This window comes from Dyadobacter soli (genome assembly GCF_900101885.1).
GTDB classification, from domain to species: domain Bacteria; phylum Bacteroidota; class Bacteroidia; order Cytophagales; family Spirosomataceae; genus Dyadobacter; species Dyadobacter soli.
The window spans coordinates 1-14,235 of record NZ_FNAN01000021.1; the positions used below are offsets into that span (position 1 = coordinate 1).

Sequence of the window (14,235 nt, forward strand, 5' to 3'; positions counted from 1 at the left end):
AGTTGCTGGACGCATCGGTGCCAAAGCTTTTTTTTAAATCCATTTTTAGCTCCTCATTGGCCAGTTCAATCACTTTCTCGGCACATTGGTGCTTCAAACTTAGGTCCGCATAAGCCTCTTTCAAACGCCGCAATTCGGCCTCCAAACGCTTTTGTTGGTTAACTTCACCTTTCATCTCGATCCGGATTACTTTGTTGACTAAATGATCTTTACCAAATTTAATAATCCATTTCTTGATTGTCATACTTCCCTTGATCCCATAACGTCGGGATGCTTCCAGGTGGCTTAAACCTTCTTCCTCTATCTCACGGACTACTTCTTGTTTGAAACTAAGACTGGACTTAATTACCGGCCGACGTTCGTTCATTTTTCCTAATGGTTGAGTCAACCTATTTCAGGACGGGACACACCTTCCTCCCTTTCCTCCTTCCTCCTTTATCCCCTTCCTCCATCCTCCCATTCCTCCCTCTTCCTAAATCTTCCTCCCCGTATTAATTACATTAACCCCATTAAACTGCGTCGTTGAGCTTCCGTGGGAGACGGCGCTGATTTGGGCGGGCTGGCCTTTGCCGTCGAAAAACGATCCGAATGTGCGGTAATCGTCCTTGTCGCAAAGCTGCACACATGAGTTCCAGAATTCCTGGGTGTTCGACTGGTACGCCACGTCTTCGAGCATTCCCGTGATTTCGCCGTTTTTGATCTCGTAGAAAACCTGGCCGCCAAACTGGAAGTTGTAACGCTGCTGATCAATCGAATAGGAACCTCTGCCTACGATGTAAATGCCTTTTTCGACACCCTTGATCATATCCAGCACGCTGCGTTTTTCAGTACCCGGTTTCAGGCTGATATTCGGCATGCGCTGGAACTGAACGGAGCTCCAATCGTCGGCGTAGCAACAGCCGTGCGACTCCTTTTCGCCCAAAATCTGCACCTGGTCGCGGATTGCCTGGTAGTTGACCAGAATACCATCCTTAATAATGTCCCATTCCTTGCAGGGAACGCCCTCGTCGTCGTAACCCACCGCACCCAGTGTGTTCGGCTGCGTTTTGTCGGCCACGATGTTGACGAGCTTGCTGCCGTAGTTGAAATTCTTCGTTTTCCATTTATCCAGCGTCGCGAAGCTGGTACCGGCGTAATTGGCCTCGTAGCCCAGCACGCGGTCGAGCTCGGTCGGGTGCCCTACCGACTCGTGAATGGTAAGTCCGAGGTGGTTCGGATCTAAAACCAGGTCATATTTGCCCGGCTCCACCGATTTGGCGGTCACTTTTTCCTTTGCCTGTTTCGCGGCCGCAATCGCGTCTTCCACCATGTCATAGGAATTGCGGTAACCCACCAACCCATTCGGACCGGCGATTTTTTCACTTTCGAGGCCGTCGAGGTACTCGTAGCCCATACCCATCGGCGAGCTGATCGCGTCGCGGGTTTTGAACTTGCCGGAAGTCTTGTCGGTCACGGTTGCCGTGAACGTCGGCCAGATCCGATGTATGTCCTGATCGATGAACGAGCCATCGGTAGAGGCAAAATATTTTTGTTCGTTGATAAAAAACAGTGTGGAAGCCATAAAATTGGCACCATTGTCCATAGCGGCGCCGTTGACCTTCATCAGCAGATCTATCTTTTCCTTTACGGGAATTTCAAAAGCATTCCTGGTCAGCGGCGTTTTCCATGTTTTGTCGCCCACACCTTTCTGCGCCGCGAGTACCACCGGTTCTTTCTGGAATTTTGAATTGGCTTTCGCGATGGCCACGGCGGTGGCGGCACATTTGGCGATACCGTCGGGAGTGACGTCGCTCGTGGCCGAAAAGCCCCAGGTACCGTTGGCGATCACACGGATACCGATGCCGTAAGATTCCGCATTGACGATATTCTGAACCTGTTTTTCGCGGGTGAACAGGTATTGCTGCAAATAGCGCCCGATACGAACGTCGGTGTAAGATGCGCCCTTGTCGCGGGCTGCATTCAATGCGGTTTCGGCAAGTTTTTTCTTGGCTGCGGCATCGAGCCACGGTTCGAGCAGGTGTGCTTCGGGTACAGGGCTTCCGATGACGGGGATTTCGGGAAGCATCATAGCGCCCAGCCCAAGGCCCGACATCTGCATGAAGTGTCTTCTTTTCATTTGGTTAAATGGTCGGATATTGAATCTCCAATGTAATCAATATAACCTCAACAAATATTCGTGTGGCAATTTTTTTGTGGGAGGGAGGGGTGTAAATGGGAGCGCCGGAAGCTGGTTTGGGCTTCCGGCGCGGTTGATTGGTGCGGTCGGAGACCGCAGGGCGCTCGGACGTAGTCGGAGACTACGCCCAACTTTTAGCTACGCCTAACTTTTAGCTACGCCCAACTTTTAGCTACGCCTAAGTTGGGGTCATGCCTGGGTGTGACTATGGCCTAAGTTTTTATTCGCGAATGTGAGTGATTCGGATTCGCGGCTACACTTAATGTTGCACTGCTGTAATCGTACCTAGTACAATCGGGATATTATCAGCGTCCGGAGCTGCTGTTCGTCCCATGGCTTGTTAACGTAGCTGTGAAAATAGCCCTTACCGGCGGCCCGGCGAAACTCTTCCGTATACGCATTACCCGTGAGCAGCACACGCATGCTGGACGGATATTGATCGGAAGCCAGTTTGAGAAATTCAAGCCCCGTCATGTCGGGCATCTGATGGTCAGCGAAAATAACGTCGATTTCGTGCTCGTCGAGGATTTTCAAGCCTTCCTCGGTAGAATTGGCCAGGTAAATCTGGGCATCTCTCCGGAAAGTCGCTTTGAAGGAATTCAGATTATTGATTTCATGGTCAACATAAAGGATGCTCATAGTTATTAGATCGATCGGGGGTTACTACAAAGCAAATTTATGAATTAACTCCTTACCCGGAACAAAATCCCGGAGCGCGTAAAACAACCGAAAGCCTCATCAAATTCCCAAAGTTACCACATTTCGACCCCGCGCAACAGAAAACACCTCACTGTCAGTATTTTAACAGCAAAGATTTTATTTAGCGGTAGAACTGATTTTAAATGAAACGTTAAAAAATAATTAGAACAATCATTCAACTTTGACCATAACGCGTTTTCAGCAGGTTCATCATGTGCACATTTACGTCCCACTGGCTTACCAGGGGCATCTGGGTGTAGGGCATCGACGGCATGTAGGGGGCGGGGCCAAATTCGGTGGTAATGGTGAGTGTAGTGCCATTTTGCGCGTGAAGGGCGGCGATACGGTCCCACCAACCGAGGTGTGCATTCAGAACTTCCTCCCACTCGGGTGCGCGCGGGTCGTTCACCTGCGGACCTTCGGGATGGCCTACGCGGCTGTGAATGTGATCGGTACGGGAAATGGCGAGGGCTACCTCGTCGGGAAGATCGGCCAGGAGCGATTCATGGACGGCGCACCAATGCGAAATGTCGAGGGCAATGCGGAGGCCCGGATCGGATTGCAGGTAACCCATGGCGATATGGGCTGCGAAAAGGCTCTTGCCCCGGTGCGTTTCGTGAATGATAGGAATGCCAGATTCGGCGGAAAGCTTCGCCGCAAGCGCAAAAAGCCTTTGATTTTGGGCGGCATTGAAATAATCCTTGCCCGTCTGACAGTTGATCAGCACCGGCTTCGCGGCCATCAGGTTACGGAGGTATTTTTCATAGTTGGCAGCATGCTCGTCGATGTTTTTCTCAAACGACTGCCAGTATTGGCCGATCAGCCGGAGATCATGAGCGGCCAGCGTATCCAGTATCGTTTGTTTTTCAGTTAAATCAAAAGGCAGCGCCATTTCGACACCGTCGTAGCCGGCTGCTTTTACATTTTTACAGAAAGTATTGAACGGAAGGACATTCCCCCATTCCGGCGCATAGAATTGGATGTTCATTTGATAAGTAATCAGCCCTTTTGCAATAGTTTTTCAATTTCCTCCAAAGACTTGCCTTTGGTTTCGGGAACGCTGGTTTTCACAAAAAAGAAGTAAACCAGGCATATCACCCCGTGGATCAAAAAGGTGACCGGCATGCCGAAATACTGGTTCATAACCGGAAACAGGGCTGTTGTGAAGAAATTGGCGATCCATCATGCAAGAGTCGCCACCGCCATGGCATTACCGCGAATTGCCGCTGATCGGCCAATTATTCATTTCGAGAATGGGGTACTATCCGAAAGCATTGCACCATTATTACCAGCGCCCTAGCGGCATTTCGCAGGCAATCCTGCTGTATTGCACCGATGGCCAGGGCTGGATCGAGCTGGGCGACAACATCATGCAGGTGCATCCGGGCGAAATCTTCATCCTGCCTACTGAGATGCCCCATTCTTACGGTGCAGATCAGAAAAATCCATGGAGCATTTACTGGATGCACCTTGCGGATCAATGAAGTGGCGTCCGCAATCGGGATCGACGATCCGTTTTATTTTTCGAGACTTTTCAAACAGCAAATGGGCCTGTCGCCGGCGCACTACCGAAAAAATAAGGGCGTAGAACGGCAGTAAAAATTGCCGCCGCCCGGATTATTAAGCATATTAAGACCTAATCTAATCACCATCGGACATGTTCAGAAAAATCCTGCTCGCCCTTCTGGCCGCATTCATCATCATCCAGTTTATCCGCCCGGAAAAGAACCTTTCCGACGACCAGTCGATGAACATCGCGACGAAATATGACGTCCCGGCCGACGTGAAGAACATCCTGGAAGTGGCGTGTAACGATTGCCATAGTAATAAAACCGTTTATCCATGGTACTATAATATCCAGCCTGTGGCATGGTGGATGAACAACCATATTGAGGACGGCAAGCGCCACCTCAACTTCTCGACATTCACTGGCCTGTCCATTGCCCGGCAAAACCACAAGCTGGAAGAAACCGTGGAAATGGTGGAGGACGGTGCCATGCCGCTCGAATCGTATACCGCCTTGGGTATGCACGGGGATGCCAAGCTCACTACCGCCCAGCGCGAGCGCCTGATCCAATGGGCCAAAGCGCAAATGGACACGCTCAAAGCAAAATATCCGGCCGACAGCCTTGTTATGCCTAAAAGGAATCCGGCTCCCGCACAACAGTAGTTCATGCAAGTAACGGGCAGCCGTGCATTCGTTTGTGGCTGCCCGTTATCGCTCAGTTTTTAAAGATGCGTTGCATAAAAAGCTTTTCGCTTCCTTTCTCCACACGCATTAGATACATTCCTCTGGCCACATTTGAAATGAGCAACCGGCCACTTCCATCCATTTCGCGGCGCATTACTTCCACCCCCGCCATATTAATGAGTGTTACAGTCGCGGTTCCGGTGTGCGGAGGCATTTGGAGATCTACATAATCGCTCAGCGGATTGGGGCCGATGCGGAATGCGACGTCGCCGTTGCGATATAACGCGATGATTTTGGAATACTCGAACTGCCCATCGGTATCCACCTGTTTCAGACGGTAATAAGCGGTAATGTTCGGCAGCTCGGTGTCGGTGAATGTATAATGCCGGGCTACGGCGGTGGTGTTGTGCCCCTTCAATTCCCCTATCATACTGAAATCGACGCCATCGGTCGAGCGCTCGACTTCGAAACGCTCATTATCGGTTTCCGAAACGGTTTTCCAGTACAGCTGAGCCTGGCCATTGTCCAGCTCTTTGAGATAAAATTCGGCCAGTTCTACGGGCAATGGGTCTTCAATCGGTAATGTTGAATGCGCGAGCAGGCGAATGTACGCGGCCTGGTAATAGATCGCCGGCTCGGTGATTTCCCAGCTGTTGGTGGGCCAGCCGGTGTTGAAATCGAGGTAACTTTTCTGGCGCGGCTGACCGAACGGCGGCGACTGACTACCGATCGTATAATCGGCGTTGGGACCACCCACCACATAACCCGGCGCCGGACCGTTCGGCGACGTCAGGGCATTGTCGTAAATAGTACCGTCGTTGAACCAGGTGTGGTAAATCTCGTTGGCGCAACGATCCCCACCCACCGCATACATATTCGACAAATACACCATTCCCTGCGGGTTAATCCCATGGAAATAATGGATTTGTTCCGCGGCCTTGCGCGTGAGGCTCGCCGCATTGCCCAGCCCCGCTTTGAGCATCGTGCGGTTTACATTCGCGTAGTCGGCCTTGGGCATGTTACTGCCCCAGTGGTACGACCAGTCGGGCATGAATGCGCGGTAGAGATCGGCGGTCGTCCAACCGAAGAAACCATTCCAGTTGCCATTCACAGCCGTTCCGGCCGAATTAAGTATCGCTGTGGCGACGGTCGGATTGGCGCCCGGCAGTTTGGCATAGCGCAGCAATGCATCCTGCAATTCGGTAGCATCCACGCCCCAGTAACCTGAGCTCATCACATCGGTACCTGCATAATTGTCGACCAAAAATTGGTTGTAAACCGCATTGCCAGTCCGTTCAAAAAGGTAAATCGCCGCAATCACCATCATACTGCGCTGCGGCCCTACTGCCACATCCGCATCTCCCGACACAATGCTGCCGTCGTCGCAGTTGGTTTGGAGTGTATTTGCATTAAAAAACGGCAACACATAATTGAAACAGCTCACTGCTTTGGCTTCCAGCGTCCCCGCGTACGCAGCGAGCGAGGGCATGCCCGCGTACACGAGCGCCGCATGCGAGAACACCGAGGCGATGGTAGCCGATGCCGAAGTGCAGGTAGGGCCATAATAGCGGCCGTCCACATTCACACTCGGGGGCGAAGAAATGTTCTCGCTGTAATTCCGGCTCCCCATTTTGTTATGCGTGGAACCGTCGGCATTGGTCATTTTGAAAAGCCAGTCGAGCTCCCATTTGACCTCGTCGAGCAGATCGGGAATGCCGTTTTTGCTTTCGGGAATATTGAAATTATCGGTAAAAACAGCCGGATTTTCCTCGTAGGCGTACAACAGATCGTGCAGCGGGCTGTGCGTGAAGGATACATATTTGTTATAATCACCGGCATCGAACCAGCCGCCGGTGAGGTTTTTTTCCAGCGTTGCATTGGTCTGGTCATACACATACCGACATTGCTGGTCCTGCAATGGGTTCATGAAATTGTTACCGTCCGTCCATTTGCTTTGCGCGTACGGAGCGGCTTTCGTCATGTTGCAGCGGTTATAATAAAACATTTTCACCGCCGCCAGCATCACATTGCCGTACGGATTGGCCACGATCTCGAAAACCGCCGACCGCTGGTTACCAGCCGGATCAAACACATAAAAGCTTCCCGAGGCCGTCAGCGCCGAAAAATCGAACCACCAGCCCTGGTCGCCGGAGTTCGCGTGGGTATTCCCGTTATTCCAAACGGTTACCGGACCAGTGAACGCCACCGCATTCGTCACGCTATTCCGCACTTCCATGGTCGAAGGAGGCGTGTAACTCAATGCGGCATTGTAGCCCACGATCGGGTTACTGAGCACCGCCACCTTTTCGGCAGTAGGCGCATAACCGAACTGATCGACGTGAATGAACTGGCTGACCTGCGCAACTCCCCGCAAAGACAGTAAAAAGCCCAACGTAAGCGCAATCATGCATTTACAGGACAAATAGAGGTAATGTTTCCTCATGGCTCAATGGTTTTAATTTGAATGAAAATGTTGTTTCAGAAATGAACAACAGAGTTGGCCAGATGGCTTTTCAGATCAGGATGGAGTCGTTTTCAGCTAATTGGTAAAGATAGCAACTGAAAATGCTTTCAAATTTATTCTTAAAATACCAGAGAACAAATAGGATCTGCTCGTAGAATTTATTAATCGGCCTTCTTTTTTTTATTTAAAAATAATCCAAAAAAATATTTAAATATTGAATTGCTTTTATTATAATTGCATAGACAACTATTGGCTAACTTACAATCGCGAAGGACATGCCGATCTATCAACAACTAGGGACCATCCCGCCCAAGCGGCACACGCAGTTCCGCAAAACCGATGGCGGGCTTTATTATGAAGAACTCTTCGGAACGATCGGTTTCGAAGGCATGTCTTCCCTTCTCTATCATACCTGGCGGCCTACGCAGGTGAAGTCGCTCGGTGAGCCTTACGACGTATCGCCGCGCATCGCGGTCACGAACAATATGACCATGCGGAAGCTGATCGGGTTCGATGTGAAACCCGCCACGGACTACCTCGAAAGCCGTACGCCTTTGCTCGTCAACCGCGACCTCATTCTCGGCCTGGCCGCTCCTTCTGGTGGACCGATGTCTTATTTTTACAAGAATGCTGATGCCGACGAGCTGCTTTTCATCCACCGCGGCTCGGGCAGGCTGCGCACACCTTTCGGGCAGGTGCCGTTTACGTATGGTGATTATGTATTGATTCCCAGGGGCACTATTTACCAGATCGAGTTCGACGGCGCCGATAACCGGCTGCTCTACCTCGAATCGCATTCGCCCATTTATACGCCGAAGCGGTACCGCAACCATTTCGGGCAGCTTACGGAGCATTCGCCCTATTGCGAACGTGACTACATTCTCCCGCGTAACCTCGAAACCCGCGACGAGCACGGTGATTTCATCGTTAAGATCAAAAAACAAAGCCACATCCACCCGGTAACCTACGAAACACACCCGTTCGACGTCATCGGTTGGGACGGCTACAATTACCCGTGGGCGTTTTCGATCCACAATTTCGAACCGATTACCGGCCGAATCCACCAGCCGCCGCCCGTGCACCAGACATTCCAGACCGACGCATTCGTGGTGTGCTCGTTCTGCCCGAGGCTCTACGACTACCACCCGCTGGCCATTCCCGCGCCCTACAACCACAGCAACATCGACTCCGACGAGGTGCTGTACTACGTCGACGGCGATTTTATGAGCCGCAACGACATCGCGCAGGGGCACATTACCCTCCACCCTGGCGGCATCCCGCACGGCCCGCACCCGGGCGCATACGAGCGAAGCATCGGCAAAAAAGAAACCCAGGAACTGGCCGTCATGGTCGATACCTTCCGCCCGCTGATGCTGACCGAGGCGGCGATGGCGATTGATGATGGGCGGTATTTTGGCAGTTGGGGAGAGACGTAAAATCGCGTAGCGATGTAATATTGGTAGCAACAGGTTCGAAACGGGATGATGAATCCCGTCAGGGATGTAACAACAAAGCCCTGCTAGCACAGAAATCATGCATTGTCGTTACATGCCCAGGGGCATTCGCCGAATATGCGAGGTGTCCGGGTTGCTACCAATGTTATGTGCCTAACGGCATTCAAATTGCGCAATTCAGGTATTCTATCAATTGCCGCTCCGGCGACGCGGTCAATCATTCACACATTCACTCATTCACTCATTAAAAATGTCCACACTCACAGCACCTCCGCCAGCAACGGCAACGACCGACTTCCTGCCGATCAACGGCACGGATTACGTTGAACTTTACGTCGGGAATGCGTTGCAATCGGCGCATTATTTCCGGAATGCATTCGGTTTTCAGCCGCTGGCGATGGCCGGGCTGGAAACGGGCCTCACCGACCGCGAATCTTACGTGGTGGTACAGGGCAAGATCCGGCTCGTTTTCACCTCTCCATTGCACGGCGGCACGGCCATAGGTGCGCATATCGACCGCCACGGCGACGGCGTCAAGGCCATTGCATTGTGGGTCGATAATGCCAGAACAGCCTACCGCGAGACCGTCAGCCGGGGAGCGCGGCCGTTTTTGGAACCCGTTACCGAGAAGGACGATCATGGAGAAACCGTGCGGTCGGGCATTTGTACCTACGGCGATACCGTGCATACTTTCGTCGAAAGGAGGCATTACGCGGGCATTTTCCTTCCCGGTTTTGTCGCCTGGCAGCCGGAGCATTCGCCGGAACCGGTCGGGCTGCGGTACATCGATCATATGGTCGGGAATGTGGGCTGGAACGAAATGAACCGGTGGGTGAAGTTCTATGAGGAAGTGATGGGTTTCAAAATGATGGTTTCTTTTGACGATAAGGATATTTCGACAGAATACTCGGCATTAATGAGCAAGGTAATGAGCAATGGAAACGGGCGGATCAAGTTTCCGATCAATGAGCCGGCCGAGGGTAAAAAGAAATCACAGGTGGAGGAGTATCTCGATTTTTACGGCGGCCCGGGCGTGCAGCATATTGCCGTCGCCACCGACCACATCGTCGATACCGTGCGTGCATTGCGCGACCGCGGCGTGGAATTCCTGCGCGTTCCTAATGCCTATTACGACGAACTGCTTAGCCGCGTGGGCCATATCGATGAGGACATTGATAGTCTCCGCGAACTCGGCATCCTCGTCGACCGCGACGAAGAAGGTTACCTTTTGCAGATTTTCACCAAGCCGGTTATGCCGCGCCCTACCCTGTTTTTTGAGATAATCCAAAGAAAAGGGGCCCAATCGTTCGGCAAAGGCAACTTCAAGGCTTTGTTCGAAGCGATCGAGCGTGAGCAAATGCTGCGGGGCACACTTTAATGCAAAACCCTTTTCAACCATGAACCAGGATTATGAACGATATACCGAAGCTGACCATCGGATGTGGAAACAGCTTTTCGAGCGGCAAATGCAACAGCTTCCGCACATTGCCAGCCGCGCATATCTCGATGGTATCGACAAGGTAAAGTTCGTTGCCTGCCACATCCCGCATTTCAAACGCGAGACCAATCCGGCGCTTCGTGCCCTGACGGGTTGGGAAGTGTACGTAGTACCGGGACTGATCCCGCACCGGGAGTTTTACACGCATTTGTACAACCGGCAATTCCCGGCGACGAGCTGGCTGCGCAAACCGGAGCAGATCGATTACCTCGAAGAACCAGACATGTTCCATGACACGTTCGGGCATGTGCCGCTGCTGAGTAACCAGGCATTCTGCGATTTTATGGCACATTTGAGCGAGGTCGCATTGAAGCACATCGATCAGGAGGAAGTGCTGCAACGCATTTCGCGGCTGTATTGGTACACGGTCGAATTCGGGTTGATCCGTGAAAGAGGTGCGCTGAAAATCTACGGCGGCGGCATTATTTCCTCGTCGGGCGAAAGCCGCTACTGCCTGGGCGACGACGTGCCCAAAATCGATTTCGACCTTGCCCTCGTGCTCGATACACCTTATCATATCGACCGTTACCAGGACCATTATTTTGTGATCGATTCTTACGATCAGTTGTACGAATCGGTAACGGGTATTGAACCGCTGCTGGAAGCCTATCTGGCCCAGCAGGCGTAAAACACAGCAATGCAATGCTACAATCCTGGCTCCCGGTCCCGTCCGATTCCGATTTTTCGATCCATAACCTGCCTTTCGGCATATTCAGCGACGAACGTCCTGCCCGTGCCGGTCTGGCGATCGGTGAGTGGGTCGTCGACCTCGCGGCCGCCTATGCATTAAATATGTTCCCGCATTATCCCGAAGCCGGCAGTGCATTCCGGAAACCTGTCCTGAATGACCTGATCGCACTCGGTCGCGGCTTTTCAGAATACGTGCGTAAAATCGTCCAGGCGGCTTTGTGTGACCGGGAATCGGCTTTGAACCAGTTTTCAGACCACCTGCTCGTCCCGCTGAAAAGCGTACAGATGCATATGCCGCTCAAAGTCGGTAACTACACGGATTTTTATTCGAGCGAGGAGCATGCATTCAGTGTAGGACAAATGTTCCGGCCGGAAAACCCGCTTTTCCCCAACTGGAAGCACCTGCCCGTAGCGTACCACGGCCGCGCGTCGTCGATTGTAGTTTCAGGCACGCCGGTACCGAGGCCCTGGGGACAAACCGGCCAGCCAGGCGGAGTTCCTGCATTTAAACCTACAAATGCACTCGACTACGAGCTCGAACTTGCATTTGTGATCGGTAAGGATTCGGCCATTGGCCGGCCGGTTGCTGTTGCGGAAGCGGAGGATTACATTTTCGGATTGTTGCTTTTTAACGACTGGTCGGCACGCGACATCCAGCGATGGGAATACCAGCCGCTCGGGCCGTTCACGAGCAAAAACTTCGCTTCGTCCGTTTCACCCTGGATCGTTACCTGGGAAGCATTGCAGCATTTCCGCGTGCCCGCGCCGCCGCAGGAGCCGGAACCGCTCCCCTACCTGGCGCACAGCCCGCGCCAGAATTTCGATCTTTCGCTTTCCGTGAGCATCAAGCCCAATAACGGTGAGGAATTTTTAGTATGCAAAACGCATTCGCGCAACATCTACTGGACCGCTGCCCAGCAAATCGCGCACCACACCGTCACGGGCTGCAACCTGCAACCGGGCGACCTGCTCGCCACCGGCACGATCAGCGGCAGGGAGATTAACCAAAAAGGCTGCCTGCTCGAAGCTACCTTGAATGGAACACAACCGGTAATGCTGAAAAACGGTGTCGAAAGGCGTTTTTTAGAAGATCACGATGAAGTGATCATGCGAGGTTTTGGCCAAAAAGGAGATATCCGGGTCGGTTTCGGCGGGTTGCGCGGACAGGTTCTTCCGGCGCTGCATTCATTTCCCTGACCTTTCATTAAAAATTAGTATCCATTTCAAACATTTGTAAAATTAAATACCAATCGGTATATTTGTTCTATGAACACAGGAACAACCAAAGCCGAGCGTACCAGGAATTTCATTATCGAGAAAACCGCCGAGATTTTCAACCGGAAAGGGTATGCAGGCACGTCCATGTCGGACATTACCGAAGCGACAGGCCTCACGAAAGGCAGCATTTACGGAAATTTTGCCAACAAGGAAGAAGTAGCGCTGGCCGTGTTTGAGTACAACCGCTCACTCGTATTCAGCAGCGTGCAGGCACAGCTGGAAAAAGCCGATACTTATTTTGAAAAAATGATGGTTTACGGCCGTGTTTACAAAGATGTGATCGCGAGTGTAGGCAACCGCGGCGGCTGCCCTATCCTGAACACAGCGGTAGAGGCCGATGATACCAATGTCCCGCTCCAACTGAGTGCGGCCAAAGCGCTTTTCAGCTGGAAAAAGAACCTGATCTACCTCATTCAAAAAGGCACCGAAGCCGGTGAATTCCGCCAGGGGGTGAATGCGGAAGAGATAGCGATTTCGATCATCGCATTGATCGAAGGCGGCGTCATGTTCTCGAAAGTGACCAACGATTATGCCAATATGGACCACGTGCTGGCGACGGTACAGCAACTGGTGAAAGGCATCAGGGCCGATTAGCAGCCCCGATGCCCCGTATGACTCAATGCCCTTCTTCCTCTTCGGAGTTTTTCAGTTTGGATAGCAATGCATAGGCGCCCTTCAAAACAAATTGAGGACTTCCGGTGCTGTCCGCAGGCATTTTCACTTCCGTGAAACCATTTTCCGAAATGCCTTTGCCAATTTCCAGCATTTCAAAGCTCCTTTCGCCTTCGGCGTTTTTTACAAAAACATACGATTTCCCTTCAAAATCGACAATGGCCTCGTCGGGCAATGCATTTACCGGGTTGGCGCCGGTTTCGATAATGGCTTTTACGAAATTCTGCGGCAGTAAGCTGTGATCTTCATTTTCCAAATGGCAATGCACACGTACCGTACGGTCGTCGTTGATTTTCTGGTTGATCAGGTAAACTTTCGCCAGATCTTCCTGCGCCGGGTTGTTGCTCACCCGGAACCGCACCAGCTGCCCGAGCTTCACTTTGGGAATATCCTGCTCAAAAACAGACAGTTCCACATGCAAATGATCCGTATCCACGATCTCGAACATGACATCGGTAGGGTTCACATATTTGCCTAAATTCACATTCACGACCGTTACCGACCCGGAAATAGGCGAGCGAATGGACGCGACGCTCGTGATCGTACCCTTTTCCAAACCAGCCAGATCCACGCCCGCCGTGCGAACGCGCTCTTTCAAACCCGCGAGGCGTGCGCGCAGCATTTTCAACTCCGAAGTCGATTGTTGTAACGCTTTTTGTGCATTCACATTCTCCTTGCTGAGATCGGTCTGGCGCTGGTATTCCTGCTCGGCGTATTCGAGCTTGCTCCGGGTTTCGAGGTAATCTTGTTGAATAGGGATAAAATCGGGGTTTTCGATCACTGCGAGCACCTCGCCTTTCTGCACTTTCATGCCCTGCAAAAGCTCGGATTTCCGCACGAAACCGCCCAGCGGAGCCGAAATGCTCACCAGATTCTGCGGCGGAATGTCGATCACGCCATTCGCCGCGACCGTTCCGCTCAGTTTGCGCACGGAAAAGCCGCCAGTTTCGATCCCCGCGGTCCGGTATTGTGCTTCCGTCAGTTCCACGTGATTGGTTTCCTCCTCGTGATGTGCCTCAGCCTCGACAACTTCCTTCTCATTACCTGATTTACAGGCGGCCATTGCAAGGAAAAGCATCAGTCCTAATACTATATTTTTCATCGATCTTTTCG

Annotated in this window: 15 protein-coding genes; 8 read left to right on the forward strand and 7 right to left on the reverse strand. The window is 52.1% G+C overall.

Going from position 1 to position 14,235, the window contains the following annotated elements:
• The 5 genes from BLQ88_RS29005 to BLQ88_RS36530 form a co-directional block, all read right to left on the reverse strand.
• Window positions 1-367, reverse strand: a 367-nt coding sequence (locus BLQ88_RS29005; protein ID WP_090156522.1) for a hypothetical protein, incomplete at its 3' end; no start/stop codon positions are given.
• Window positions 368-472: 105 nt separating this feature from the next.
• Window positions 473-2,116 carry a TldD/PmbA family protein gene (locus BLQ88_RS29010; RefSeq protein WP_090156523.1) on the reverse strand — a complete coding sequence of 548 codons (1,644 nt, stop codon included), beginning with the start codon at window positions 2,114-2,116 and terminating at the stop codon, window positions 473-475.
• A gap of 345 nt (window positions 2,117-2,461) precedes the next feature.
• Complete coding sequence (locus tag BLQ88_RS29015) at window positions 2,462-2,815, reverse strand: response regulator (RefSeq protein WP_090156524.1); 354 nt, start codon at window positions 2,813-2,815, stop codon at window positions 2,462-2,464.
• A gap of 235 nt (window positions 2,816-3,050) precedes the next feature.
• Window positions 3,051-3,863, reverse strand: coding sequence for a sugar phosphate isomerase/epimerase family protein (locus BLQ88_RS29020; RefSeq protein ID WP_090156525.1), 813 nt, complete (start codon window positions 3,861-3,863; stop codon window positions 3,051-3,053).
• Between the two features lie 11 nt (window positions 3,864-3,874).
• Window positions 3,875-4,054 (reverse strand): MFS transporter, encoded by a 180-nt coding sequence (locus BLQ88_RS36530; protein ID WP_262485722.1) that lies wholly within the window; start codon window positions 4,052-4,054, stop codon window positions 3,875-3,877.
• A 5-nt stretch (window positions 4,055-4,059) separates the two neighbouring features.
• Here BLQ88_RS36530 and BLQ88_RS37265 point away from each other — a divergent pair, with 5 nt between their 5' ends.
• From BLQ88_RS37265 to BLQ88_RS29030, 3 genes are read left to right on the forward strand one after another with little or no spacing between them, the layout of a single operon-like run.
• Complete coding sequence (locus BLQ88_RS37265) at window positions 4,060-4,359, forward strand: AraC family ligand binding domain-containing protein (RefSeq protein WP_229212913.1); 300 nt, start codon at window positions 4,060-4,062, stop codon at window positions 4,357-4,359.
• A gap of 1 nt (window position 4,360) precedes the next feature.
• Window positions 4,361-4,474: an AraC family transcriptional regulator gene (locus BLQ88_RS37270; RefSeq protein ID WP_229212924.1), complete on the forward strand. Its 114-nt coding sequence runs from the start codon at window positions 4,361-4,363 to the stop codon at window positions 4,472-4,474.
• Between the two features lie 58 nt (window positions 4,475-4,532).
• A complete protein-coding gene (locus BLQ88_RS29030) occupies window positions 4,533-5,045 on the forward strand; it encodes a heme-binding domain-containing protein (protein ID WP_090156526.1) in 513 nt (170 codons plus the stop codon).
• Window positions 5,046-5,097: 52 nt separating this feature from the next.
• Here the strand turns inward: BLQ88_RS29030 and BLQ88_RS29035 are convergent, their stop codons facing one another.
• On the reverse strand, window positions 5,098-7,509 hold the full coding sequence (locus BLQ88_RS29035; RefSeq protein WP_090156527.1) for a glycoside hydrolase family 9 protein: 2,412 nt from the start codon (window positions 7,507-7,509) through the stop codon (window positions 5,098-5,100).
• A gap of 296 nt (window positions 7,510-7,805) precedes the next feature.
• Here BLQ88_RS29035 and BLQ88_RS29040 point away from each other — a divergent pair, with 296 nt between their 5' ends.
• From BLQ88_RS29040 to BLQ88_RS29060, 5 genes are all read left to right on the forward strand, one after another.
• Window positions 7,806-8,966, forward strand: a complete 1,161-nt coding sequence (locus BLQ88_RS29040; RefSeq protein ID WP_090156528.1) for a homogentisate 1,2-dioxygenase — start codon at window positions 7,806-7,808, stop codon at window positions 8,964-8,966.
• A gap of 268 nt (window positions 8,967-9,234) precedes the next feature.
• Window positions 9,235-10,362: a 4-hydroxyphenylpyruvate dioxygenase gene (gene hppD, locus BLQ88_RS29045; protein ID WP_090156529.1), complete on the forward strand. Its 1,128-nt coding sequence runs from the start codon at window positions 9,235-9,237 to the stop codon at window positions 10,360-10,362.
• On the forward strand, window positions 10,334-11,110 hold the full coding sequence (gene phhA, locus BLQ88_RS29050; RefSeq protein ID WP_262485720.1) for a phenylalanine 4-monooxygenase: 777 nt from the start codon (window positions 10,334-10,336) through the stop codon (window positions 11,108-11,110). Before hppD ends, phhA begins: the two co-directional genes overlap by 29 nt.
• A 14-nt stretch (window positions 11,111-11,124) precedes the next feature.
• Complete coding sequence (fahA, locus tag BLQ88_RS29055) at window positions 11,125-12,369, forward strand: fumarylacetoacetase (RefSeq protein ID WP_090156531.1); 1,245 nt, start codon at window positions 11,125-11,127, stop codon at window positions 12,367-12,369.
• 69 nt (window positions 12,370-12,438) lie between these two features.
• Entirely contained in the window at window positions 12,439-13,044 is a 606-nt protein-coding gene (locus BLQ88_RS29060) for a TetR family transcriptional regulator C-terminal domain-containing protein (RefSeq protein ID WP_090156532.1), read from the forward strand.
• A gap of 22 nt (window positions 13,045-13,066) precedes the next feature.
• Here the strand turns inward: BLQ88_RS29060 and BLQ88_RS29065 are convergent, their stop codons facing one another.
• Complete coding sequence (locus BLQ88_RS29065) at window positions 13,067-14,224, reverse strand: efflux RND transporter periplasmic adaptor subunit (protein ID WP_229212914.1); 1,158 nt, start codon at window positions 14,222-14,224, stop codon at window positions 13,067-13,069.
• Window positions 14,225-14,235 lie beyond the last annotated feature (11 nt).

Coding starts and splice junctions, on each gene's coding strand:
- BLQ88_RS29010 (WP_090156523.1), bottom strand. CDS start 2,116: ATGAAAAGAAGACACTTCATGCAGATGTCGGGCCTTGGGCTGGGCGCT.
- BLQ88_RS29015 (WP_090156524.1), bottom strand. CDS start 2,815: ATGAGCATCCTTTATGTTGACCATGAAATCAATAATCTGAATTCCTTC.
- BLQ88_RS29020 (WP_090156525.1), bottom strand. CDS start 3,863: ATGAACATCCAATTCTATGCGCCGGAATGGGGGAATGTCCTTCCGTTC.
- BLQ88_RS37265 (WP_229212913.1), top strand. CDS start 4,060: ATGCAAGAGTCGCCACCGCCATGGCATTACCGCGAATTGCCGCTGATC.
- BLQ88_RS29030 (WP_090156526.1), top strand. CDS start 4,533: ATGTTCAGAAAAATCCTGCTCGCCCTTCTGGCCGCATTCATCATCATC.
- BLQ88_RS29035 (WP_090156527.1), bottom strand. CDS start 7,509: ATGAGGAAACATTACCTCTATTTGTCCTGTAAATGCATGATTGCGCTT.
- BLQ88_RS29040 (WP_090156528.1), top strand. CDS start 7,806: ATGCCGATCTATCAACAACTAGGGACCATCCCGCCCAAGCGGCACACG.
- hppD (WP_090156529.1), top strand. CDS start 9,235: ATGTCCACACTCACAGCACCTCCGCCAGCAACGGCAACGACCGACTTC.
- fahA (WP_090156531.1), top strand. CDS start 11,125: ATGCTACAATCCTGGCTCCCGGTCCCGTCCGATTCCGATTTTTCGATC.
- BLQ88_RS29060 (WP_090156532.1), top strand. CDS start 12,439: ATGAACACAGGAACAACCAAAGCCGAGCGTACCAGGAATTTCATTATC.
- BLQ88_RS29065 (WP_229212914.1), bottom strand. CDS start 14,224: ATGAAAAATATAGTATTAGGACTGATGCTTTTCCTTGCAATGGCCGCC.